Raw genomic sequence first — 22,537 nt, 5'->3', positions numbered from 1 at the left:
CGTAATTCGGAGGCGTCCCCGCTCGGATCGTCCTAGCGTCGGCGCCATGACCCTCACCCTCCGCGACCTGCGCCCGGGCGACCCGCTCGACGCCGAGGCCGTCGCCGCGGTGCGCCGCGCCGCACTCCCGTTCATGATCGCCAATGGGGCCGGGGTGGCCCACGAACTCGCCTCCGCCCACCCCGCCAAGCGCTACCGGCTGCTCCTCGCGCAGACCGGGGACGGCCGGGTCGTCGGCACCGCCCAGGTCGGCATCGCGCACGACAGCGCCGAGCCGGGCGCGTCCTTCGTCAACGCGTACGTCCATCCCGACCACCGGGGACGCGGAGCCGGGACCGCCCTGCTGCGCACGGCCGAGGAGCACCTCGTCGCGCAGGGCGCGGTGGAGACGTACGCCTGGGTCATGGACGAACCCGGCCACCGGGCCTTCGCCGAGCGGCACGGCTACCGTGCCGGTCGCTCGGCCCACTTCCTGCGGCTGGACCTCGGTTCCGCGGTCCTTCCCCCGTACCCGGCCGAGCTGCCGCCGGGGGTGGAGCTGCGCCCCGGTTCCGCCTTCGTCGACGATCCGCGCCCGCTCTACGAGGCCGACGCGGCGGTGAGCCGGGACGAGCCGGGCGACCTGCCGGTGGAGCTGGACGACTACGAGGACTGGCTGAGCGGCGTCTGGCACGACCCCTCGCTCGACAAGGAGCTGACCACGGTCGTCCTCGTCGGCGGCGAGCCGGCCGCGTTCACCGCCGCCCGGACCGACGGCACGGGCCGCTACGCCTCGGGGATGACCGGGACCCTGGCGGCCCACCGGGGCCGCGGCCTGGCCAAACTCGCCAAGATCGATTCCCTGCGCCGGGCCGTCGCGGCCGGCTGCACGGAGGCCTTCACGGGCAACGACGCCGAGAACGGCCCGATGCTCGCGATCAACTCGTGGTTCGGATACGAGATCTGCGCCACCGAGACCCGTTTCACCAAACGTCTGGAGCCCACGGCACGATGAGCGAGCGCGTCGACGTCACCCTCACCAAGGCGGGCCGCACCAAGATCCGCTATCCGGCCGGGCTCCTCGCCGACACCGGCGACCGGATCTCCGTACGCGCCCCCTGGGCGGCCGCGACCGTGCGCGACTTCGGGTTCGTGCGCTTCGAGCCGGGCGACGTGTTCACCGAGCACTTCTGGCGCGGCCGCTGGTACGCGGTCAAGGAGGTCCGGACGGGCGACGGCGTCCTGAAGGGCTGGTACTGCGACATCACCCGCCCGGCCGTGGTCCGGGACGGCGAGATCCTGGTCGAGGACCTGGACCTGGACCTGTGGGTCTCGGCGGACGGGGCCCTGGTCCTGCGCCTGGACGAGGACGAGTTCGAGGCGAGCGGACTCGCTGCGAGCGACCCGGAGGCCGCCGAGGAGGCGGTCCGCGCGCTCGACGCCCTGGAGCGCCAGTCCCGCACGCCGGCCGGTCTGGCCGCGCTCCTCGGCTGAACGGACGCGGCCTCGCGGCACGCCCCGGCACGTCCCGAGGCACGCCCCGGGCACGTCCCGAGGCACGTCCCCGAGACATGCCCCCGAGGTGGTACGGGCGTGTTCCGGAGGCTGTGCGGGCGTGTTCCCGGGGCTGTGCGGGCGTGTTCCTGAGGTGGCGCTTGTCCCTGCCTTAAGCGCGCCCTAAGGATCTCCGATCGGCGGTGGATCCGGGCCGAACGGGGGTTTCGGGGGGCTAGCTTGGCCGAGCCAGGGAGGGCCCAGGCGGCGCCGCGACCCGTGAGGGACGGCGTCGGCCCGGCCGACTCGCACCGGCCCGCCCCTGACGTGTTCAGCCCGTTCCGCCGTCTTGTCCAGAGGAGTTCCATCCATGCGCCACGCACGCCGTACCGCCGCCCGAATCGCCGCCGTCGGTCTGGCCCCGCTCGCGGTGGCCGCGTACGCCGCCGTGCCCGCGGCCGCCCACGGTTCGATGACGGACCCGGTGAGCCGGGTGGCGGCGTGCTACGCGGAGGGCCCGGAGTCCCCGAAGTCGGCCGCCTGCAAGGCGGCGGTGGCGGCGAGCGGCGCGCAGGCGTTCTACGACTGGAACGCGGTGAACATCGCCAACGCGGCCGGCCAGAGCAAGTCCCTCATCCCGGACGGGCAGTTGTGCTCCGCGGGCAACGCCAAGTACAAGGGCCTGGACCTGCCCCGCGCCGACTGGCCGGCCGGTTCGATGACCTCGGGCGCGCACACCTTCCGCTACAAGGGCACCGCCCCGCACAAGGGGTCCTTCGAGCTGTACGTGACGAAGGACGGCTACGACCCGACGAAGCCGCTGAAGTGGTCCGACCTGGAGTCGAAGCCGTTCGTGAAGGTCACCGACCCCGGCATGCAGAACGGTGACTACGTCTTCTCCGGCACCGTCCCGAAGAAGAGCGGCCGCCATCTCGTCTACAGCGTGTGGCAGCGCTCGGACAGCCCGGAGGCCTTCTACAGCTGCTCCGACGTCGTCTTCGGCAAGGACAACGCCGCGGGCGCCGGCACCGGCACCGGCACCGGCGGCGCGCAGCCCACCGGCAAGCCGAGCACCGGCACGGGTACCGGCACCGGCACGGGCGCCGGTACCGGCCCGAGCGCGAAGCCGGGCACCGGCGGGAACGGCAAGCCGTCGAAGGCGCCCGGCAAGCCGGGCACCAAGCCCGGTACGGGCGTGCCCGGCACCGACGAGGACTGCCCCCTGGCGAAGGCGCCCACGGACCAGCAGATCGCGGCCGGCGCGGTCAAGTCCTCGGTTGAGCACCACGGTCACGGTGACGACGACCCCAAGACCAACGCCAAGAACGCCGCCGCTCCCCTCCTCGCCTCGGAGTCCCCGGTGACCCCCAAGGACGGCAACCTCGCGGAGACGGGCGGCAACAGCGCCACCCCGGCGATCGCGATCGCCGGGGCCGGCGCCCTGGCCGTGGGCGCGGCCGTGCTGTTCGGGGCGGCCCGCCGCCGGAGCGCCGCGGGCCGCCACGGCCGCTAGGCCCTGTCGTCACGTCACGTCACGTCACGTCAGGCCGGCCGGACGGACTGCCCGTGCCTCGTCACTCGAAGACCGAGGCGCAGGTGGTCCGTTCGGCGTGTGCCGGGTCGAGTGCGTTGAGCGCCTCGTGCCAGGCGATGCGGTCGGTCAGGCCGATGGTCACGTGCTCGGAGAGGTCCAGGGCGCACAGGTCTTGGAGCACGACGTTGCGTACGTTCGACCCGTCGAGGAAGCCGCTGCGGTAGGGGGTGACCACCTCGTCGTAGCGGGTCGCGATCACGGTGTACTTCACGCCCGGGACGGTGTCCCCGCCCTCGTTCAGGCGGGTGATGAAGGCCGAGCCGGCGATCTGGTCGGCCAGGCCGGGGGTCGCGGAACTGATCAGGTCCTCGGCGCCGGGGAAGTACGGGAGCAGTCGCGTCAGCCCGCTCAGGGTGGTGCCGTGGTTGTCGGGGGCGAGTCCGACGAGGGCGTTGACCTTGGCGGCTCCGCCCAGGAACTTCAGGTAGTGGCGCGGCATCATGCCGCCCTGGGAGTGGCCGACGAGGTCCGCCTTGGCGGCGCCGGTGGCGGCGAGCACCTTGTCGACGAACACGTCGAGTTGGGCGGCGGACTTCTCGATGGGGCCGAGGCCGTTGAAGAAGGGGACGCCGGGGAGCTGCCCGTAGTCGAGGGAGTAGACGCAGTAGCCGCGGTTCACGAGGTACGGGGCGAAGCCGAGCCAGTTGTCGACGGAGTTCCCGAAGGTGCCGTGGAGGAGGACGACGGGGCGGGGGTGGGCGGCCGTCGGCCGACAGGACCAGTTGTTCCAGCCGCTGCCGGGTGCCGACGCGGCCTGCGCGGCGGGGGTGGTGGGGGCGACGAGCGCGGCGGTGGTGAGGGCGAGGACGGCCAGCGGGCGGAGCAGTCGTCTCCAGGGCAGCATCGTGTGATCTCCTTGCGGGTCAAGGGGAAAGAGCGTGGGGGTTCGTCCCGTGATCCGGATCACAAGGGGGCTGCTGCCGTTAAATTACGGGCGAGTAGCAAGACTTGGAAGTTACGCGTCGGTAAAAACTCGCCGGTCGAGGCTCCCGCCGGCCCCGCCCCAGAAGAACGACCCGCATGCACACGGTCCCCGGCTCCGGAACCGCCCTGGCCACCCCGCCCGACCTGGCGGTCGATCCGCTGGTCGCCGCCGTCACCGAGATCGCGGTGCGCGTGTTGCGGCCGTGCGTGGAGGAGACCGCCGAGGCGGGGGTGCCGCGTTCGCACCTCGACGCGCTCGCGGCGTGTGGCGCGTACGGGCTGATCGCATACGAACCGGATCCCGCGAGCGGGGTCACCGCGCGGCGGGTGACGCGGGAGGTGCACGAGCTGCGGGACGAACTCCCGCCCGGGGAACGGCCCGCGGACCGGTTGCGGCTGCGGGCCGAGAGCCTGGACCTGGCGGTACGGGCCGCCGCGGCCTGCGTGGCGGTGGCCGGCGGGCGCGCGATCCCGTACGGAAACACGGCGGGTCGGCTCTCGCGGGAGGCGCAGTTCCACCTGATCCAGGCCCAGACCGGCGGGCTCAAGCGCGAGGTGGCCCGGCTGATGCTGGACGGGCCCTGATCCACCGACGCGGCCCTGGGGCCCGCCGCGTCACGAGGCCCTGCCGAGGCCGGCGGGATGCCGGACCGCGCCCGCCCCGAAGGTGGCCGCCGGGCGGACCGTGCCCGGGCCGAAGCGGGCGTTGGCCCGGTCGACGGCCGCCTCCACCGTCAGCCGGGATTCCCGGACCGGGTCCAGGGAGATCTGCCGGGCCACGCGTTCGGCGCCGGTCAGGTCCTCGGCCCGGAGCACCATCCCGGTCAGCCGGGCCCGTTGCAGGCCCGCCGCGTCCATCAGCCGGTACGCCGCGGTGCGCAGGTCCTCGTCGTGTGCGGAGGGTTCCGTGAGCCGCCGGGTCTTCTCCCAGCGGGTGCCGCCCGCGAAGCGCAGGGTCAGGGACAGGGAGCGGGCCGCCTGGCGGCGCCCGCGCAGGAGCGCGCCGAGCCGGACGACCAGGGCGAGCAGGGCGGCCCTGGCGTGCGGGCCGTCCAGTTCCTCCCGGGTGAACCCGCTCCTGACGGCGGCCGAGGAGGGCAGGTCGCGGGGGGTCACCGGGCGCGGGTCGACGCCCCGGGCGCGCTCGGCGACCAGTCGGCCGCTCCGCTTGCCCAGGATCCGTTCGACGACGCCGGGCGGGACCCGGGTGAGGGCTCCCACGGTGTGCAGTCCGTAGCCGCGCAGCGCCTCGGCCTGTCGGGAGCCGAGTCCGTGCAGCGCCTCCACCGGCAGCGGCCCGAGGAAGCCGGCCACCGTGTCCGGGTCGTCGGGGACGGCCAGGATCCCGCCGGGGCCGGGGATCCGGGCGGAGGCCATGGCCGCGAGGGCCCAGGTCGCGGCGACCCCGATCCGCACGTCCGTGCCCAGTCGGGCCACCGCGCGCAGGCGGACCACCTCGGCGATCCGGGCGGCCTCGATGCCGAAGTACCTTTGCGCTCCCCGCACTTGGACCAGGGCGGCGCGGGGCGGCAGGGCCTGGACGAGCGGGGAGAACTCCCGCAGCAGTTCCAGGACCTCCCGGTGGCCCTCATCGGTGAGGGTCGGGGCGCACCGTACGTGCAGGATCGCGCTCATCCCGCGCTCCCCGGGCTGGAGTGCCAGAGCTTGCGGCCGGTCGCGGCGCCCTCGCCGGGCGGCCGGAGGTCGGCCCACGGGTTCATCTCGTAGCCGTTCGCCAGGTGGATGCGGCGGCCTTCCGGTGCGCCGTCCGGCTGGGGGGCGCGCTCGCGGGCCGGTTCGGACAGTCGGGCGGTGACCGCCTCCAGGCCGTCCTCCCCGCGCAGTTCGACCAGCTCGGACAGGTTCCAGGCGGCCGCTCCGACGATGCTCAGGCTCTGGGGGCCGCGGCGCTGTACGACGCCTCGGACCAGCAGCAGGAAGGAGTGGAAGACGGTGTGGGCGCAGGCCTCGTGGCTGTCGTCGAAGAAGGCCAGGTCGACCAGGCCGGTGCCGTCGTCGAGGGTGGTGAAGATGACCCGCTTCCCGGATCGGATCGGCGGGGTCTGGGTGGCCGCCTTGGCGCCGGCGACCAGTACCGTCCGCCCGTGTTCGACGTCGCGCAGCCGGGCGGCCGGGACCACGCCGAGTTCGGTCAGGAAGGCCTGGTGGTCGCCCATGAGGTGGCGCGAGGCGTCCATGCCGAGGACGCCGAGCTCGGCGCTGAGGCGTTCGCCGTCGGTCAGGTCGGGCAGGCCGACGGGTGCGGTGGACCGGCCTCCTTCCAGGGGGAGTTGGGTGTTCGCCCGGGCGCCGGCGGCTCGTTGCGCCCCGTGCAGTTCGGTCAAGTGCAGCAGCAGGTCACGGCGGTTCGCGCCGAAGGCGTCCAACGCCCCTACCTGGGCGAGTCGTTCGGCCACGGGGCGGCCCGGGTGGGCGCGGTCCCAGAAGTCGCGCAGGGAGGCGTACGGCTGTCCGGCCTCGATCCGGGCCGCCTCGGCCTCGCCGATGCCGTGGACGTCGGCCAGGGCCAGCCGGAGCCCCCACCTTCGATCGGACACCAGTTCGATACGGTGGGCGACCGCCGACCGGTTCACGTCCAACGGCAGCACCGGCACGCCCCGTCGGCGGGCGTCGGCCAGCAGCAACCGCTTCGGGTACATCCCCGGGTCGTGGGTGAGCAGCCCGGCGTAGAAGGCGGCCGGGTGGTGGGCCTTGAGCCAGGCCGACTGGTAGGTGGGCACGGCGAAGGCCACCGCGTGCGCCTTGCAGAACCCGTACGAGCCGAAGGCCTCCACGATCTCCCAGGTCCGGGCGATCACCTCGGCCGAGTAGCCGCGCGCGCTCGCCGTCGCCGCGAACCAGACCTTGATCCGGCCCTGCGACTGCGGGTCGGACAGTCCGCGCCGCACGCGGTCCGCCTCGTCCCGACCGCAGTCGGTCATGACGTGCACGATCTCGATGATCTGCTCGTGGAAGACCACCACCCCGTACGTCTCGCGGAGCGCCTCCGCCAGGTCCGGGTGCGGGTAGCACGCCGGGGCGCGGCCGTGCCGGGCCTCGATGAAGGGCCGCACCATGTCGGCGGCCACCGGCCCCGGGCGGAAGAGCGAGATGTCGACGACCAGGTCCTGGAAGGTGGCCGGCTGGAGCCGCCCCACCAGGTCCCGCTGGCCCGGGGACTCGATCTGGAAGCAGCCCAGCGTCTCGGCCGAGCGGATCAGCTCGTACGTGGCCGGGTCGCCCGGCGGGACCTGCGCGGGGTCGTCCAGGTCGAGCTCCTCGCCGGTGGCGCGCCGGAGTTCGCCGACGGCGTGGGCCATCGCCGACTGCATCCGCACGCCGAGCACGTCCAGCTTGAGCAGCCCCAGCTCCTCCACGTCGTCCTTGTCGAACTGGGACATCGGGAAGCCCTCGACACCGCTCGGGACGACCGGGGTGCGGGCGAGCAGCGAGGCGTCGGACAGCAGCACCCCGCACGGGTGCATGGCGACCCCGCGCGGCAGTGCGTCCAGCGCCTCGACCAGCTCCCAGAGCCGGCCGTACGACTCCCCCCGCACGTCCCGCAGTTCGGGGAGTTCGGCGAGGGCCGTGCGGGCGTCGCGGGCCCGGATGTGCGGGAAGGCCTTGGCGAGCCGGTCGACGGCGGCCGGGTCCATGGACAGGGCGGCGCCGACGTCGCGGATGGCGTGCCGGACCCGGTAGGTCTCGGGCATGGACACGGTGGCGACGCGTTCGGCGCCGAAGCGGTCGATGATCCGCCGGTAGACCTCAAGCCGGCGGGCGGACTCCACGTCGATGTCGATGTCGGGCAGGACGTGCCGGCGCTTGGACAGGAAGCGCTCCATCAGCAGGCCGTTCGCGACGGGGTCGGCGTGCGCGATCCCCAGGAGGTGGTTGACGAGGGACCCGGCGCCGGAGCCCCGGGCGGCCACCCGGATGCCCATCTCCCGTACGTCGTCGACCACTTGGGCGACCGTCAGGAAGTACGAGGCGAAGCCGTGGTAGGCGATGACGTCGAGCTCCCGGTGCATCCGGTCCCAGTACGCGTGGTCGTCCGCGTACCCGCGGAGCACCATGCCGGCGGAGGCCCGGGAGGCGAGCACCCGCTGGGCGGTGCGGTGACCGGCGCCGACGAGCCGGGCCTCCGGGAAGTGCACGGAGCCGATGCCCAGGTCGTCCTCGGGATCCACGGCGCAGGCGTCGGCGGTGCGCCGGGTCTCGGCGAGCAGCCGGCGCGCGTCGGTGGGGCGCAGGCCGGCCGCCCGGGCGATCCGGTCGGCGACCTCGGCCATGGCGGCGGGGTCCTTGAGCCAGCGTTCGCCGCTGTCCAGGCGCTTGCGGGGATCCACGGGGACCAGTCGGCGGGCCGCGTCGAGGACGTCGGCGACCGGGCCCTGGCCCGGATCGGCGTAGCGGACGGCGTTGGTGACCACGGCCGGGACGCCCTGTTCGACGGCGAAGCCGACCGTGCGCGCGGCGAGGCGCAGCGAGCCGGGGCCCGTGTCGACGTCGGCGCCGGCGCGGCCGTGGTGGACGGCCTCCAGGCGCAGCGCGTCCCCGTACAGCTCCCGCCAGGGCGCGAGCAGCCGCGCGGCCCGGTCGGGGCGGCCCGCGGCCAGCGCCCGGCCGACCTCGGAGTCGGGGCCGAGCAGGACGAACACGCCGCTCAGCCCGAAGGAGCCGAGCGCCTCGCGCAGGGCGTCCCACGTCACCAGCGGGACCTCGGGGGCGCCCGCGTGGGCGGCGGTGACCAGTCGGCAGAGCTCGGCCCAGCCGGCGGCGCCGTCCCGGGCGAGGAAGACGGCCCGGGCGGCGGACTCGTCGACGAAGGCGCCGCCCCTGACGGGGGTGCGGCGGCGGAAGGAGGTCTCGGCGTGGGACATCCCGCCCCCACCGGCCCCCGCACCACCGGACAACCCGGCGCCCGACGACGGCGCGTCGGCGGCGGGGGCGACCGCGAGGTTCACTCCGAACAGCGGCCGGACCCCGGCTCCCGCGGCGGCCTTCGCGAACCGCACCGCGCCCGCGAGGGTGTCGCGGTCGGTGAGGGCGAGGGCATCCATGCCCCGCTCCGCGGCGCGTTCCGCGAGTCGTTCCGGGTGCGAGCCGCCGTAGCGCGCGGAGAACCCCGAAACGGTGTGCAGATGCGTAAAACCAGGCACCCGCGGCCTCCTGCTTCGCTCGATCCCCCGACAGTCCTTCGACCTCCCCTCTCCACCATAGAGCAATTCGAATACGCGTGCGAAACAGTTGTTCGATCACCGGGTGGGAGACCCGTCCGGAGACCGTCCGCGATACCCGTCCGGGAGGTCCGTCCCACCGGGTCCGGACGGGCCCGCGGGACCGGCTCCCGCGTCATCCGTTCGGCCCGCCCCTGCTGCGCCCCTCCCCCGATACGCCGAGCGTGTGAACATGACCCAGACCACCTCCACAGGTCCGCCCGGCGGCTTCCTCGCCGAGATCAAGGACGCCGTGACCGCCCGGGCCGCCCTGCTGGTCCTGGGAGTACTGGCCCTCCAACTCGCCTTCATCACCTCGTACATCGGGGCCTTCCACCACCCCGTGCCCAGCGAGATCCCCCTCGCCGTGGCCGCTCCCGCGCGAGGGGTCGCCGACCGGTACGCCGAACAGCTCGACACCCTGCCCGGCACACCGCTCGACGCCCACGCGGTCAAGGACGCGGACACGGCGCTCGCGCAGGTACGGGACCGCGAGGTGGACGGCGCGCTGATCGTCGACCCGACCGGGAAGACCGACGAGCTGCTGGTCGCGAGCGGCGCCGGGGCCTCCCTCTCCCAGGCCGTCGAGGAGGTCGTCGGCCGCGCCGAGAAGGCCGCCGGGCGCAGTGTGCGGTTCCGCGACGTGGCCCCGGCCGCCCGGGGCGACGCCCGCGGCCTGAGCTCCTTCTACCTGGTCGTCGGCTGGTGCGTGGGCGGCTACCTGTGCGCCGCGATCCTCGCGATCAGCGCCGGCGCCCGGCCCGCGAACTCCGCCCGCGCCGTCATCCGGCTGGGCGTCCTGCTCGTGTACGCGATCGTCGCCGGGCTGCTGGGCGCGGTCATCGCGGGCCCCGTCCTGGGAGCGCTGTCCGGAAACATCATGGCCCTGTGGGGCCTGGGCGCCCTGGTCGTCTTCGCCGTCGGCGCGCTCACCCTGGCCCTCCAGGGGCTGGCGGGCGTGGTCGGCATCGGCCTGGCCATCCTCCTGGTGGTGGTCCTCGGCAACCCGAGCGCGGGCGGCGCCTACCCGTACCCGCTGCTGCCGCCGTTCTGGAGGACCATCGGACCGGCCCTGCCGCCGGGCGCCGGCACGTACGCCGCCCGCTCGATCGCGTACTTCCGCGGCAACGGCGCGGGCGGCCCGATGCTGGTGCTGGCCTGCTGGGCGCTGCTCGGCTCGGCCGTGACCCTGGCCTGCGCGATGTTCCACAAGGGGAAGGTCGGGCCCGCGGTGGGCAGCGGGATCGACGACGGCCCGCAGGACCCCGGGTCCTCCGCGAGCGCCTCCGACCGGTGACCGGGCCGACGGCCGCGCGCCCCGACGGCGGCGCTCAGAAGTAGTCGGCCGGGTCCGGGACGCACAGGAAGCGGGTGGCGAGGTCGACGTCGGTGTCGTGGACGAGGAACCCGAGCCGGTCCCCGTCGGGCGCCCGGTACTCGACCATCTGCATGCCGGGCCGCCAGGAGGACCGGCGGGTCGCGCGACCCCCGCCGGGCAGCTCCACCGCTCGGCGGGCGGGCCGCTTGAAGACCGGCCCGCCGGTCGGGCCCGTGCTCAGCGTCCCGTACACGAAGCCCGTGCGACCCAGCCCCTCGCGCCATTCGACCCGGCAGGAGAGGGCGGTCCGCACTCCCGCGGCCACACCGGCGGCCCGGTGCGCGGCCAGCCGGCGACGCGCCAGGTGGACCACCCCCAGACCCGCCGCCGCACCGAAGGCCGACCCCACCAGATCGACGAACATGCCCGCGCCCCCGCTTCCCGACCGACTTCCGATCGGCACAGCCTAGGCCTGGATCGGCACGGCCCGACCGTCGACCGGCACGTGCCGACCGTCGACCGGCACGTGCCGACCATCGATCGGCACGGCCCGACCCTCGACCGACACGTCCTGCGCGGTGTGCACGACCTCCCCCGCCACCACGACGGTCCGCGCGACGGTCCCGGGGATGGACTCCGCCGGGATCTCCAGGATGTTGCGGGACAGCACCACGAAGTCCGCCGCCTTGCCCACCGTCAGGGAGCCGCGCTCGGTGTCGAGGAAGTTGGCGTACGCGGAGCCCATCGTGTAGCCGTGCACGGCGGTGGCCACGTCCACCGTCTCGCCCGGCTGCCACGGGTCGCCGCCGTCCAGCGGGCGGCGCGTCACCGCCGTGTAGATGCCGATCATCGGGTCCATCTCGGCGACGTTCCAGTCGCTGGAGAAGGCCAGCACCGCGCCCGCGTCGTGCAGGCTGCGCATCGGCCACGCCTTGTGCCAGCGGTCCTCGCCCACGTTCTCCGCCCAGTCCTGGCCCGGGCCGGCGATCTCCGGGGCGCAGTGCCGGGGCTGCATGCAGGCCACCACGCCGAGTTCGGCGAAGCGCGGCACGTCCTGGGGGTCCAGGCACTCCACGTGCACCACCTGGTGGCGGGCGTCGCGCGGCCCGTTGACCGCCCGGGCGTGCTCGACGGCGTCGAGGACGGTGCGGATGCCCCGGTCCCCCGTGGCGTGCACGAAGCATTGGAAGCCGCGGGCGTCCAGCCCGGTCAGCAGCTCCGCGAACTCCTCGGCCGGGTAGAAGGTCTCGCCGCGGTGGGCCCCGCATCCGGTGTACGGCTCCAGCAGCGCGGCCGTGCGCGGCTCCACGACGTCGTCGATGTACAGCTTCAGCGGGCCGACCCGCAGGCGGTCCCCGGAGTACATCCGGGCGCAGGCGGCGAAGAGGTCGAGTTCCTCGTCGCTCGTGCCGCGCGGGTGGAAGAGGGCCGCGACGATCCGGGACCTCAACCGGCCTTCCGCGCGGGCCCGTTCGAAGAGTTCCAGGTCGTCCAGGGAGTTCTGCGGCTCCACCACCGTGGTGATGCCGAAGCGGATCGCGTCGTCGAGGCTCTTGGCGAGCCGCCCGTACTGGCGGTCCGGGGAGGCCCACGGCACGCCCAGTTCGCGCAGTGCCCGGTGTCCGTCGCGGGAGAGTCCCTTGATGGCGAAGTCCTTGACGAAACCGGTGGGTTCGCCCGTGGTGGGATCGACGGCGGCGGTGCCGAAGGGCAGGTCGACCTGGTCCCGGGAGACGCCGAGGCGACGCATGGCGGCGGTGTTGAGCCAGGCCGTGTGGACGTCGTACGAGAGCACGATCGCGGGGGTGTCGCCGGTGACCGGGTCCAGGTCGGCGGCGGTCGGCATCCGGCCGCCGGGGATGGCGGAGTAGTCGAAGGCCTCGGCCTCGATCCACTCCGCGTCCGGGTGGGCCTCGTGCCACGCGCCGATCCGGTCGAGGATCGCGTCGAGCGTGCGGACCCCGGCGAGCTGTACGCACGCGTCGTCGGAGCCGAGGCGTACGTGGTTGTGGGCGTCGATGAAACCGGGCAGCACCAGCCGCCCGCCCGCGTCGATGCGCTCGGTGTCGGGGCCGGCCCAGGCCTCGGCCTCGGCGTCCGGGCCCACCCAGACGATGGCGCCGTCGTGGACGGCGAGGGCCTCGGCCTCGGGCAGGTCCGGGTCCACGGTGTGGATCCGGGCCCCGGTGAGCAGCAGGTCGGCGGCGATGGGGTGTGACATGGGGTGGTGCTCCTGTGGCAGCGGAGGGGTGGTGTGGGGGAGGGTCAGGCGGCCGGGGTGGGGGCGGGTGCGCGCCGGACGAGGGCCCAGTAGGCGAGTCCGGAGACGACCGAGCCGAGGAGGGTGAGGTCGGCGCCGCCGAGGGGGGCCACGAGGGGGCCGGTCCAGAGCTCGGAGTCGCAGGTCAGGGCGGCGAAGAGCATGCCGGCGAGCAGGGCGGCCATGCCGGCGGGGTGGTAGCCGGCCCGGTACCAGTAGGCGCCCGCGTTCCCGGCGTGCAGGGCGTCGGAGTCGTACCGGCAGCGGCGCAGCAGCATGTCGGCGAGGAACACCCCGCCCCAGGGCGCGAACACGATGATCAGCAGGGAGAGGAAGGACAGCAGCGAGGTGGTGAAGTCGGTGAGGAAGAGCGCGGCGAGCGAGCCGACGGCGGTCACGGCGGCGCTGATCACGATGGCCCGGGAGCGGCTCCACGGGATGCCGAGGACCTGGAGGTTCAGGCTGGAGGAGTAGAGGGTGATGATCGAGTTGGTGACGGAGCCACCGAGCACGAGTGCCAGGAACACGGTCTGGAACCAGCCCGGCAGCAGGCTCTCGGCGCCCGCGACGGCGTCGGTCATGTCGGTCTGGGTGGCGGCCGCCACGCCGGCGACGCCGAGGGCCACGGAGGAGACGAACCCGCCGAGCGCCCCCATCCAGGTGATCGACCTCAGCGTGGTGGTCCGGGGCAGGTAGCGGGTGTAGTCGGCGGGCATCGGCAGGTACGAGAAGGGGCCGGCCAGCATCACGACGAAGGCCAGGCTCCAGCCGGACAGTCCGGGGCCGGCGGCGGGCGCGGAGGTGTCGGCGCCGGGCAGCACGAAGACGAGCAGCGCGCCGAAGCCGACGGCGAGGACGTACGCCATCCAGCGCTCGGCGAACTGCACGGTGGCGTGGCCCCACATGGCGACGGCGAAGGTCAGCGCGAGGGTGACGCCGAGGGCGAGGGCCCGGATCGCCGTGCCCCCGCCGAGGCCGACCTCGCTGAAGAACACCTCCAGCGCCAGGGTGCCGACCACGGTGTTGACGATGGTGTAGCCGATGCTCACCACCCAGTTGAGGACGCCGGCGGGGAAGTTGCCGCGCACCCCGAAGGCGGCGCGGGAGATCACCAGGGTGGCGGTGCCGGTGCGGATGCCGCTGAGTCCGGCGGCGCTGACGGCGAAGAAGGAGAGCCCGCTGAGCACGACCACGAGGGTGGCCTGCCAGAAGGAGAGGCCGAAGGCGACGGCGAGGGCGCCGTTGATCACGTAGGTGAAGGTCAGGTTCGATCCGAACCAGAGCCAGAAGAGGTCCTTGGCGCTGCCGTGGCGCTCGGCGTCCGGGATGGGGTCGATGCCGTGCGTCTCGACCTTGAAGACCTCGTCGACGTCGGCCGCCGTCTCCTGCCGTCTCGTCTCCGGCCGGCTCGTCTCCTGCTGTGTCATCCGCCGTACCCCTGACCTTGGCACTCTCGGCCCTTCCAGACCTTGAATGGCGTTCTAAGTTCTTGAATGACATTCAAGATGCGCCGCCTCCGGGGGCCGCGTCAAGACCCTGTCCGGGATAAGGTCCGACCAGGCAAGATCGGGAAGGCGGGAGCGGTGGCGGGAGCGGCACGGCGGCGCGACGGGCAGATCGCCCAGGAGCGGATGCTGGAAGAGGCCATGACGGCGATCGCCGAGGACGGGCTGGCGACGCTCACCATGTCGGCGCTGGCCGAGCGGCTCGGCACCAGCGGCGGCCACATCCTGTACTACTTCGGCAGCAAGGACCGGCTGCTGCTGGAGGCGCTGCGCTGGAGCGAGACGCAGCTGACCGCCGAACGCACCGAACTGCTGGGCCGCCGGCTCACCGCCCACCGCAAACTCGCCCTGTTCGTGGAGCTGTACCTGCCCCGCGGCCCCCGGGACCCGCGCTGGACGCTGTGGATCGAACTGTGGGCCCGCACACCCTCCAACGAGCCCCTCCAGGCCGCCCAGCAGGAGATCGACGACGGCTGGCAGCGGGACCTGGAGGCGCTGCTGGACAAGGGCGTACGGCAGGGCCGGTTCGCCGCCGACCTGGACGTGCCGGACCGGGCCTCGGAGCTGCTCGCGCTGCTGGACGGGCTGAGCACCCGCGTGGTCCTGGGGCAGCGCGGGGCGGAGCGGGACGTGGCCCTGGAGCGGGCCCGCTCGGCGGCGGCCCTGCTGATCCCGCACCTCTGAAGCCCCGGGCATCGCACGCGCGACGGAGGCCGCCCGGGACCCTGGGGTCCCGGGCGGCCTCCGCCCTCCGACGCGGGCGTCGCTTCCTCCCGGCCGGCGTCACCTGGCCCGGGCGGCCTCCTCGGCCGGGACGCCTTCGGCGTTGCCGTAGTACGCCTGCCGCATCAGCCGCCGCATGTCGTCGATCATCGGCATCCGCGGGTTCGCGGGGGCGCACTGGTCGGCGTAGGCGTTCATGGCCTGGGTCGGCAGGGCCTCGATGAAGGCCCGCTCGTCCACGCCCTCCTGCGCGAAGGAGGCCGGGATCCCGCACTCGGCGCGCAGTTCCTCGACGGCCCGGGCGTAGGACTCGACGCCCTCGGCCGGGGTGGAGGCCGGCAGCCCCAGCATCCTCGCGATCTCCTGGAACCGCTCGGGGGCCCGGTAGACCTCGGCCTTCGGCCACGGGGTGGCCTTGTGCGAGACCGTGCCGTTGTACCGGATGACGTGCGGCAGGAGCAGCGCGTTGGTGCGGCCGTGGGGCACGTGGAAGGTGTTGCCCAGGGTGTGGGCCATCGCGTGGACCAGGCCGAGGAAGGCGTTGGCGAAGGCCATGCCCGCCACCGTCGAGGCGTTGTGCATCTTCTCGCGGGCCTCGGGGTCGTTGGGGCCGTCGACGACGCAGCGCCGGAGGTTCTCGAAGACCAGTCTGATCGCCTGGAGGCAGAGGCCGTCCGTGTAGTCGTTGGCGTACGCGGACACGTACGCCTCGGTGGCGTGGGTCAGGGCGTCGAAGCCCGAGTCCGCGGTGACCGCGGCCGGCAGCCCCATCGGCAGGACGGGGTCGACGATGGCGACGTTCGGGGTCAACGCGTAGTCGGCCAGTGGGTACTTGCGGGCCGCCGCCGGGTCGGAGATGACGGCGAAGGGGGTGACCTCGGATCCGGTGCCCGAGGTGGTCGGGACGGCGACCAGCTTCGCCTTCTCCCCGAGCGAGGGGAAGGTGTAGGCCCTCTTGCGGATGTCGAAGAACTTCTCCTTCGTGTCCCCGAACTCCACCTCCGGCCGCTCGTACATCAGCCACATGATCTTGGCCGCGTCCATCGGGGAGCCGCCGCCGAGCGCGATGATCGTGTCGGGCCGGAAGTCCCTCATCAGCGCGGCGCCGGCCCGGACGGTGTCCAGCTCCGGGTTCGGTTCGACGTTGTCGATGATCTGGAGGGACACGCCGCCCGGGCGGGCGTTCAGGATGTCGGTGACCTTCCGCACGAAGCCGAGGGCGACCATCGTCTTGTCGGTGACGATCGAGACGCGGCCGATCCCGTCCATCTCGCCCAGGTACCGCAGCGAGTTGCGCTCGAAGTAGATCTTCGGCGGGACCTTGAACCACTGCATGTTGTTGTTGCGCCGTCCGATCCGCTTGACGTTGATCAGGTTCACCGCGGTGACGTTGTCGGAGACCGAGTTGCGGCCGTAGGAGCCGCAGCCGAGGGTCAGCGAGGGGAGGAAGGCGTTGTAGACGTCGCCGATGCCGCCGAAGGTGGAGGGCGAGTTGACGATGACCCGGACGGCCTTGACCCGCCGGCCGAACTCCTCGACGAGTTCCTCGTCCTCGGCGTGAATGGCGGCGCTGTGGCCCAGTCCGTGGAACTCGACCATCTCGGCGGCCAGTCGCAGGCCGTCCTCGGTGTCGCGGGCCTTCAGGGCGGCCAGGACCGGGGAGAGCTTCTCGCGGGTCAGCGGCTCGGCCTCACCGACCTCGGCGCATTCCGCGAGGAGGACGGAGGTCTCGGCGGGCACCGTGAAACCGGCCTGCTCGGCGATCCATTGCGGGGACTTCCCGACGACCGCCGGGTTCAGCCGGGCCTCGCCGCGGTCGGCCGCGTGGGCGGTGGTGCCGAAGACGAACTGCTCCAGCCTGGTCTTCTCGGCGTCGGTGACCACGTGGGCGCCGAGCCGGCGGAACTCCGCGAGCCCCTGTTCGTAGATCTCACCGTCCAGGATGACGGCCTGCTCGGAGGCGCAGATCATGCCGTGGTCGAAGGCCTTGGAGAGCACGATGTCGTGGATCGCGCGGCCCAGACGGGCGCTCTTGTGGACGTACGCGGGCACGTTGCCCGCGCCGACGCCCAGGGCCGGCTTGCCGCACGAGTACGCGGCCTTGACCATGGCGTTTCCGCCGGTGGCCAGGATGGTGGAGACACCCGGGTGGTTCATCAGGGCGTCGGTCGCCTCCATGGAGGGGGCGCTCACCCACTGCACGCAGTCCTCGGGGGCACCGGCGGCCACGGCCGCGTCGCGGACGATGCGCGCGGCCTGCGCCGAGCAGTTCTGGGCGGAGGGGTGGAAGGCGAAGATGATCGGGTTGCGGGTCTTCAGGGCGATCAGCGCCTTGAAGAGGGTCGTCGAGGTCGGATTGGTGACCGGGGTCATCGCGCAGACGACACCGACGGGTTCGGCGATCTCGGTGACACCGTTCAGCTCGTCGCGGCCGATGACGCCCGCGGTCTTCAGGCCGCGCATCGAATGCACCACGTGCTCGCAGGCGAAGAGGTTCTTGACCGCCTTGTCCTCGAAGAGCCCGCGGCCGGTCTCCTCGACGGCGAGCCGCGCGAGCTCCCCGTGCCCGCTCAGCGCGGCGAGGGAGGCCTTCGTGACGATGTGGTCGACCTGCTCCTGGTTGAACGACTCGAACCGGCCGAGCGCCGTGAGCGCGCGCTCGACCAGTCCGTCCACCATCTCGTTGGCCCGCATGACAGGAACTCCTTCATTTCGACCCGGTTCGAACCGGCGACCCGTTTTCCCCGTGTCTCAATTCGACACCCGAAAGCGGAAGACGGGGCGCCGAAAAAGCCCTTTCCGACGGGGCCGAAGGGCCGTTCACGCCTGTTCACGCCCCTGTGACCACCCTTCTTGACCTGGGCATATGCGGAAGGACCAAAGACCTTCCGCGCTTGTGAAAGCATTCACAAGAATTTCCCGCGAAGTGCGCCCTACCGCACTCCTCCTCCGGCGAGCACAATCACCGTGACGACTCGCGTCGACCGTGAGGGAGGGAGCGCGTGCGCCATCAGGTGCGTACCGCCGACGGACGCGCTCTGGCCGTGGAGCGCTGGGGCGACCCCGACGGCAAGCCGGTCTTCCTGCTCCACGGCATGCCCGGCAGCAGACTCGGGCCGGCGCCGCGGGGCATGGTCCTCTACCAGCGCCGGATGCAGCTCATCGCCTACGACCGGCCCGGCTACGGCGGCTCCGACCGCCATCCGGGCCGCACCGTCGCCGACGTGGCCCAGGACGTGGCCGCCGTCGCCGACGCCCTGGGGCTGGACACCTTCGCCGTGGCGGGCCGCTCCGGCGGCTCCGCCGGAGCCCTGGCCTGCGCCGCCCTGCTCCCGGACCGGGTCACCCGGACGGCGGCCATGGTGGGCCTCGCCCCCCGCGACGCGGAGGACCTGGACTGGTTCGCCGGAATGGCGGACTCGAACGTCCGGGAGTACACCACCGCCACCGACGACCCCGAGGAACTCGCGGCCCGCCTCACCCCCCGCGCCGCCGGCATCCGCGCGGACCCCGGCCGGCTCCTGGACGAGCTGCGCCGGGACCTCACCGACAACGACCGCATGATCGTCTCGGACGCCGGTCTGCGGTCCATGCTGCTGCGCAACTACCGCGAGGGCCTGCGGACCTCGGCGGACGGCTGGATCGACGACGTCCTCGCCTTCAGCCGCCCCTGGGGCTTCGACCCGGCCGACATCCGGACCCCGGTGATGATCTGGCACGGGGAACTGGACGTCTTCTCCCCCGTCGGGCACTCCCGCTGGCTGGCCCGCCGGATCCCCGGCGCCACCACCACCATCGACCCGGCCGCGGCCCACTTCGCGGCCCTGCGCGCCCTGCCCGACGTACTGAACTGGCTGCTGCGGGACGTTCCCGCGCCCCCGATCAGCGAGCAACAGCCGGCCTGAGGGCCGGCGGCGGGGGCCTACGACGTTACGTGGAGGACGAGTTCGCCGTCACCGGCCGCGTCGCCGGGGCGCGGGCGGCCCGGGCAGCGCCGAACGCGGCCGGGGCCGGGCTGCCCCTCACACGTTCCGAACCCTCGGAGAGAGGGGGGACGGCACACCCCGGAAGAAAAGGATCTTGCCGTACGGCAAACGGCCGAATACGGGGTCGCGAGAATTGCGTCACGCTTTCCATAGAACGCTTGACCAGGCGTCATGTCTCGGTTGCCAATAGGGTGTGGACGAGTAAAGTCCACGCTTGACACTGGCGCGACGCCGCTGTCAACCCCCTGCCCTTTTCGCCCGGCTTCCCCAAGGACGGTGTCGTGAACACTTCCGCAACCCCCCCGACCACCACGGTCAAGACCTCCCGGGTCCCGCTCGACCGCATCGACGTGCACAGCACCTCGGCGGCGGCGACACTCGGCCGCGTGTTGCGGACGGAATCCGGTCGTCACGTTCAGGCACCGATCTTCAACTCTGCGCTCTGACGCCGAAGTACGCGCTCTAGACTGGTGGAATGACCGGCCTGATCGCATTTCGCGAGATCGTCCTGAAAGTTCACAGCAGATGCGATCTCGCTTGTGATCATTGCTACGTCTACGAACACGCAGATCAGAGCTGGCGAGCCCGACCGAAGGTGATCTCCCCCGAGGTGATCGCACACACTGCGTCGCGGCTCGCCGAACATGCCCGTGACCATGCCCTCCCCTCTGTCACGGTGATTCTCCACGGAGGGGAACCCCTGCTGGCGGGCACCGCCCGACTCCGCCTCGTGTGCGAGGAATTCACCCGCGCCCTCGACGGAATCGCCGCCCTGGACCTGCGCATCCACACCAACGGGCTCCAGCTCGGCCACCGTCATCTGGACCTCTTCGCCGAGTACGACGTCCGGGTCGGCATCTCCCTCGACGGGGATCGCGCCGCGAACGACCGCCACCGCCGGTTCGCGGACGGCCGCACCAGCCACCCCCTGGTCCTCGCCGCCGTCGCGCTGCTCCGCTCCGAGCCCTACCGCCACCTCTACCAGGGGCTGCTCTGCACCGTGGACGTGGCCAACGACCCCGTCGCCGTGCTCGACGCCCTCGTCGAGCTGGAGCCGCCCCGGGTGGACTTCCTGCTCCCCCACGCCACCTGGGAGACCCCGCCGGCCCGCCCGGACGGTGCCCCCGACGCCTACGCGCGCTGGCTGCTGCGGGTCTTCGACCACTGGGAGCGCCGGGAACGCCCGGTCCCCGTACGGCTCTTCGAGTCGCTGCTGTCCACCCTGCGCGGCGGACCCAGCCTGACGGAGTCCCTGGGCCTGGCCCCGACCGACCTCGTCGTCGTCGAGACCGACGGACAACTGGAGCAGGTCGACTCCCTCAAGACCGCCTTCGAGGGGGCCGCGGCCACCGGCTTCAACGTCTTCGACCACACCTTCGACCAGGTGGCGTCCCACCCCGGGGTGCGTGCCCGGCAGCAGGGGCTGGCCGGTGTCAGCGAGACGTGCCGGCGCTGCCCCGTCGTACGCTCGTGCGGCGGCGGACTCTACGCCCACCGCTACCGGCCCGACCCGGCGACCGGCGGGAGCTTCGACCATCCCTCCGTGTACTGCGCCGACCTGCGCGAGCTGGTGGACGGGGTGGAGGGTCGCACCGCACGGCGCGAGACCGCCCCGGAGCTCACCGACCCCACCGAACTGGCCCGGTCCCAGCAGGAGCTGACCCGGATGCTGCTCGCCCGGTTGAACGCCGACCGGACGGGTGACCCCGACTGGGCCCGGGCCTGGGAACTGCTGGCGGCCGTGGAGCGGTCCGGGGACGCCGGCGCGGACGCCCTGGACGCCGTACTGGACCACCCGTTCACCCGGACGTGGGTACTGGCGGCCCTGGACACGCAGGACGAGGGACCCCGGGAGGACACCGGCCCGGCCCGCCGGCTGGCCGCGCTGGCCGCCGCCGCCGTGCTGCGGGGCGGGCTGGACCTGCCGGCCGAAGTGGCCTACCGGGACGGCGAGGTGTACCTGCCGACCCTGGGACTGCTGCGGCTCGGCGAGCCGGGCACGCGGGGGCGGGCCGCGCTCCGCGCCGTCGACGACGGGTACGCCGTACGGGACGGCCGCGCCGAGCACCGCTTCGGTCCCGCGGCGGGGGACGCGCGCTGGCAGCCCGTACGGACCTGGCCGCCCGGGCCGGACGCGGCGCCGGTGGCCCTGGAGGACCTGGATCCGTACCGCAACTGCTTCGCCCGCCCGCCCCGGCTGCGGCTCGGGGCGGGCGAGGCCGAGGAGTGGCGGGGTCTCCTGGACCGGGCCTGGGCCCTGCTGCACGACACGGTCCCGGAGTTCGCCCGGGCGGCCGCCGCCGGGCTCACCACGCTGACCCCGCTGGCCGGCGGGCCCCGGGAGCACGGCTGGGGGGAGGCCGGCCGGCACGCCCCCGGGGCGCTCGGCGTCCCGTACGGGGCGGGGGTGCGGGAGACGGCGCTCGCGCTGCTGACCGGCCGCAGGCGGGCCCGCCTGCGCGCCCTGACCGAGGTGGCCGACCTGTACGCCCTGGACGGGGAGTGGCAGCACCCGTCGCCCTGGCGGGAGCGGCCCGTCCCGGTGTCCCGACTGCTGGCCGACGTACACGAGCGGGTGGCGATGGAGGCGTACCGGCGGGCCGTCGCGGGCCCCGAGCCCGGCTCCGCCGACCCCATCCACCGGGCCCTGGACCGGCTGTCCGGGGCGGCCGAACTGACGATCACGGGCAAGCGTCTCGTGGAGGAACTGCGCTGGGAGCTGAAGGCGGTCGACGCGTGAGCGCCCTCGCCGTCCACCTGCGCCTGCTCGGCGTCCGACCCCGGTCCCGGCTCCTGGTGCACGCCGCGCTCGGCGGGACCGGTCTGCGCGCCGAGGAGCTGCGCGACGCCCTGACGGGGGTCCTCGGCCCGCACGGCACGCTGGTGGTACCGACCTTCACCCCGGAGAACTCCCTCACCTCCGGCGCCCACCTGGCCAGGATCGCCGGGCTGAGCCCGTCCGAGACGGCGGCCTTCCGCGCCCGGATGCCGGCCTTCGACCCGGCGACCACGCCGAGCCAGGGCATGGGCGCCCTGGCCGAGGCCGTGCGCACCGCGCCGGGGGCCGTGCGCAGCGCCCACCCTCAGACGTCCTTCGCCGCGCTCGGCGGGGGCGCGGAGGGCCTGTGCGCGGGTCATCGGATCGAAAGCCACATGGGCGAGGAGTCGCCCCTGGGAAAGCTGTGTTGGGAGGGAGGGCAGGTACTCATGATCAATGTGGGGTTTTCAGTTTGCACTGCTTTCCATCTCGCGGAGTATCGAATTCCGAAGCCCCCCTTGCGCATGTACGACTGTGTGGTGAAGGTGAACCTTCCGGGGGATCAACAGGGGGAGGAGTGGACCGCGTACGAGGACGTGGCACTGGACGACAGCGACTTCGCGGAGATCGGCGGGACGTTTCCGGATTCACAGGTGCGCAGGGGTCGGGTGGGCGGGGCGCCGGCCCTGCTCTTCTCGATTCCGGATGCCGTCGATCACGCGCTTGACTGGATGACCGAAAACAGATGCTGATTGACTGAACGATGAGGGGATGTCG

General features: G+C 73.2%; 17 protein-coding genes. 10 read left to right on the top strand and 7 right to left on the bottom strand.

All coding sequences use genetic code 11. The annotated features are described in order from the left end of the window. Positions 1-46 precede the first annotated feature (46 nt). The 3 genes from OG906_RS26435 to OG906_RS26425 all read left to right on the top strand — a co-directional run bounded on the left by OG906_RS26435 (position 47) and on the right by OG906_RS26425 (position 2,986). A complete protein-coding gene (locus OG906_RS26435; protein ID WP_329446313.1) occupies positions 47-994 on the top strand; it encodes a GNAT family N-acetyltransferase in 948 nt (315 codons plus the stop codon). Further along, complete coding sequence (locus tag OG906_RS26430) at positions 991-1,473, top strand: DUF402 domain-containing protein (RefSeq protein ID WP_329446311.1); 483 nt, start codon at positions 991-993, stop codon at positions 1,471-1,473. The genes OG906_RS26435 and OG906_RS26430 overlap by 4 nt, the downstream gene beginning before the upstream one ends. 370 nt (positions 1,474-1,843) lie before the next feature. Beyond that, the gene (locus OG906_RS26425; protein ID WP_329446309.1) at positions 1,844-2,986 is read left to right on the top strand and encodes a lytic polysaccharide monooxygenase auxiliary activity family 9 protein; all 1,143 of its coding nucleotides are present in this window, start codon (positions 1,844-1,846) and stop codon (positions 2,984-2,986) included. Positions 2,987-3,047: 61 nt separating this feature from the next. Here OG906_RS26425 and OG906_RS26420 read toward each other — a convergent pair whose 3' ends face one another. Beyond that, entirely contained in the window at positions 3,048-3,911 is an 864-nt protein-coding gene (locus tag OG906_RS26420; RefSeq protein ID WP_329446307.1) for an esterase/lipase family protein, read from the bottom strand. A 176-nt stretch (positions 3,912-4,087) separates the two neighbouring features. On the opposite strand from OG906_RS26420, the gene OG906_RS26415 reads away from it, so the two are divergent. Beyond that, on the top strand, positions 4,088-4,576 hold the full coding sequence (locus OG906_RS26415; protein ID WP_329446306.1) for a hypothetical protein: 489 nt from the start codon (positions 4,088-4,090) through the stop codon (positions 4,574-4,576). A gap of 30 nt (positions 4,577-4,606) precedes the next feature. On the opposite strand, the gene OG906_RS26410 is transcribed toward OG906_RS26415, so the two are convergent. Both OG906_RS26410 and OG906_RS26405 read right to left on the bottom strand, forming a co-directional pair. Further along, positions 4,607-5,626, bottom strand: a complete 1,020-nt coding sequence (locus OG906_RS26410) for a DNA polymerase Y family protein (protein WP_329446304.1) — start codon at positions 5,624-5,626, stop codon at positions 4,607-4,609. Further along, positions 5,623-9,153 (bottom strand): DNA polymerase III subunit alpha, encoded by a 3,531-nt coding sequence (locus tag OG906_RS26405; protein WP_329446302.1) that lies wholly within the window; start codon positions 9,151-9,153, stop codon positions 5,623-5,625. The genes OG906_RS26410 and OG906_RS26405 overlap by 4 nt, the downstream gene beginning before the upstream one ends. A gap of 250 nt (positions 9,154-9,403) precedes the next feature. Between OG906_RS26405 and OG906_RS26400 the strand changes: the two genes are divergently transcribed. Then, entirely contained in the window at positions 9,404-10,507 is a 1,104-nt protein-coding gene (locus OG906_RS26400; protein WP_329446300.1) for a DUF3533 domain-containing protein, read from the top strand. Between the two features lie 34 nt (positions 10,508-10,541). Here the strand turns inward: OG906_RS26400 and OG906_RS26395 are convergent, their stop codons facing one another. The 3 genes from OG906_RS26395 to OG906_RS26385 are packed head-to-tail and all read right to left on the bottom strand — an operon-like array spanning position 10,542 to position 14,215. Beyond that, positions 10,542-10,952, bottom strand: coding sequence for a hypothetical protein (locus tag OG906_RS26395; RefSeq protein WP_329446298.1), 411 nt, complete (start codon positions 10,950-10,952; stop codon positions 10,542-10,544). A 42-nt stretch (positions 10,953-10,994) separates the two neighbouring features. Beyond that, entirely contained in the window at positions 10,995-12,749 is a 1,755-nt protein-coding gene (locus OG906_RS26390) for an amidohydrolase (RefSeq protein ID WP_329446296.1), read from the bottom strand. A gap of 44 nt (positions 12,750-12,793) precedes the next feature. After that, positions 12,794-14,215, bottom strand: a complete 1,422-nt coding sequence (locus OG906_RS26385; protein ID WP_329446294.1) for a purine-cytosine permease family protein — start codon at positions 14,213-14,215, stop codon at positions 12,794-12,796. Between the two features lie 156 nt (positions 14,216-14,371). Between OG906_RS26385 and OG906_RS26380 the strand changes: the two genes are divergently transcribed. Continuing rightward, positions 14,372-14,977, top strand: coding sequence for a TetR/AcrR family transcriptional regulator (locus OG906_RS26380; protein ID WP_329446292.1), 606 nt, complete (start codon positions 14,372-14,374; stop codon positions 14,975-14,977). 99 nt (positions 14,978-15,076) lie between these two features. Here OG906_RS26380 and adhE read toward each other — a convergent pair whose 3' ends face one another. After that, positions 15,077-17,710 carry a bifunctional acetaldehyde-CoA/alcohol dehydrogenase gene (gene adhE, locus OG906_RS26375; protein WP_329446290.1) on the bottom strand — a complete coding sequence of 878 codons (2,634 nt, stop codon included), beginning with the start codon at positions 17,708-17,710 and terminating at the stop codon, positions 15,077-15,079. A 308-nt stretch (positions 17,711-18,018) separates the two neighbouring features. Here adhE and OG906_RS26370 point away from each other — a divergent pair, with 308 nt between their 5' ends. From OG906_RS26370 to OG906_RS26355, 4 genes are all read left to right on the top strand, one after another. Next, on the top strand, positions 18,019-18,921 hold the full coding sequence (locus OG906_RS26370) for an alpha/beta fold hydrolase (RefSeq protein ID WP_329446288.1): 903 nt from the start codon (positions 18,019-18,021) through the stop codon (positions 18,919-18,921). A gap of 362 nt (positions 18,922-19,283) precedes the next feature. After that, entirely contained in the window at positions 19,284-19,448 is a 165-nt protein-coding gene (gene fxsA / locus OG906_RS26365; protein WP_267800346.1) for an FxSxx-COOH cyclophane-containing RiPP peptide, read from the top strand. Positions 19,449-19,477: 29 nt separating this feature from the next. After that, positions 19,478-21,742: a radical SAM/SPASM protein FxsBH, inactivated beta-hydroxylase extension form gene (gene fxsBH / locus OG906_RS26360; protein WP_329446285.1), complete on the top strand. Its 2,265-nt coding sequence runs from the start codon at positions 19,478-19,480 to the stop codon at positions 21,740-21,742. Next, the gene (locus OG906_RS26355; protein ID WP_329446282.1) at positions 21,739-22,512 is read left to right on the top strand and encodes an aminoglycoside N(3)-acetyltransferase; all 774 of its coding nucleotides are present in this window, start codon (positions 21,739-21,741) and stop codon (positions 22,510-22,512) included. The genes fxsBH and OG906_RS26355 overlap by 4 nt, the downstream gene beginning before the upstream one ends. The last annotated feature ends 25 nt before the right edge of the window (positions 22,513-22,537 follow it).

This window comes from Streptomyces sp. NBC_01426, from assembly GCF_036231985.1.
Taxonomy (GTDB): Bacteria; Actinomycetota; Actinomycetes; order Streptomycetales; family Streptomycetaceae; genus Streptomyces.
This window is presented reverse-complemented; position numbering and strand designations above follow the sequence as displayed.

Excerpts from the sequence above, each read along its gene's own strand:
- OG906_RS26435 (WP_329446313.1), top strand. The coding sequence starts at position 47 with ATGACCCTCACCCTCCGCGACCTGCGCCCGGGCGACCCGCTCGACGCC.
- OG906_RS26430 (WP_329446311.1), top strand. The coding sequence starts at position 991 with ATGAGCGAGCGCGTCGACGTCACCCTCACCAAGGCGGGCCGCACCAAG.
- OG906_RS26425 (WP_329446309.1), top strand. The coding sequence starts at position 1,844 with ATGCGCCACGCACGCCGTACCGCCGCCCGAATCGCCGCCGTCGGTCTG.
- OG906_RS26420 (WP_329446307.1), bottom strand. The coding sequence starts at position 3,911 with ATGCTGCCCTGGAGACGACTGCTCCGCCCGCTGGCCGTCCTCGCCCTC.
- OG906_RS26415 (WP_329446306.1), top strand. The coding sequence starts at position 4,088 with ATGCACACGGTCCCCGGCTCCGGAACCGCCCTGGCCACCCCGCCCGAC.
- OG906_RS26410 (WP_329446304.1), bottom strand. The coding sequence starts at position 5,626 with ATGAGCGCGATCCTGCACGTACGGTGCGCCCCGACCCTCACCGATGAG.
- OG906_RS26400 (WP_329446300.1), top strand. The coding sequence starts at position 9,404 with ATGACCCAGACCACCTCCACAGGTCCGCCCGGCGGCTTCCTCGCCGAG.
- OG906_RS26395 (WP_329446298.1), bottom strand. The coding sequence starts at position 10,952 with ATGTTCGTCGATCTGGTGGGGTCGGCCTTCGGTGCGGCGGCGGGTCTG.
- OG906_RS26390 (WP_329446296.1), bottom strand. The coding sequence starts at position 12,749 with ATGTCACACCCCATCGCCGCCGACCTGCTGCTCACCGGGGCCCGGATC.
- OG906_RS26385 (WP_329446294.1), bottom strand. The coding sequence starts at position 14,215 with ATGACACAGCAGGAGACGAGCCGGCCGGAGACGAGACGGCAGGAGACG.
- adhE (WP_329446290.1), bottom strand. The coding sequence starts at position 17,710 with ATGCGGGCCAACGAGATGGTGGACGGACTGGTCGAGCGCGCGCTCACG.
- fxsBH (WP_329446285.1), top strand. The coding sequence starts at position 19,478 with ATGACCGGCCTGATCGCATTTCGCGAGATCGTCCTGAAAGTTCACAGC.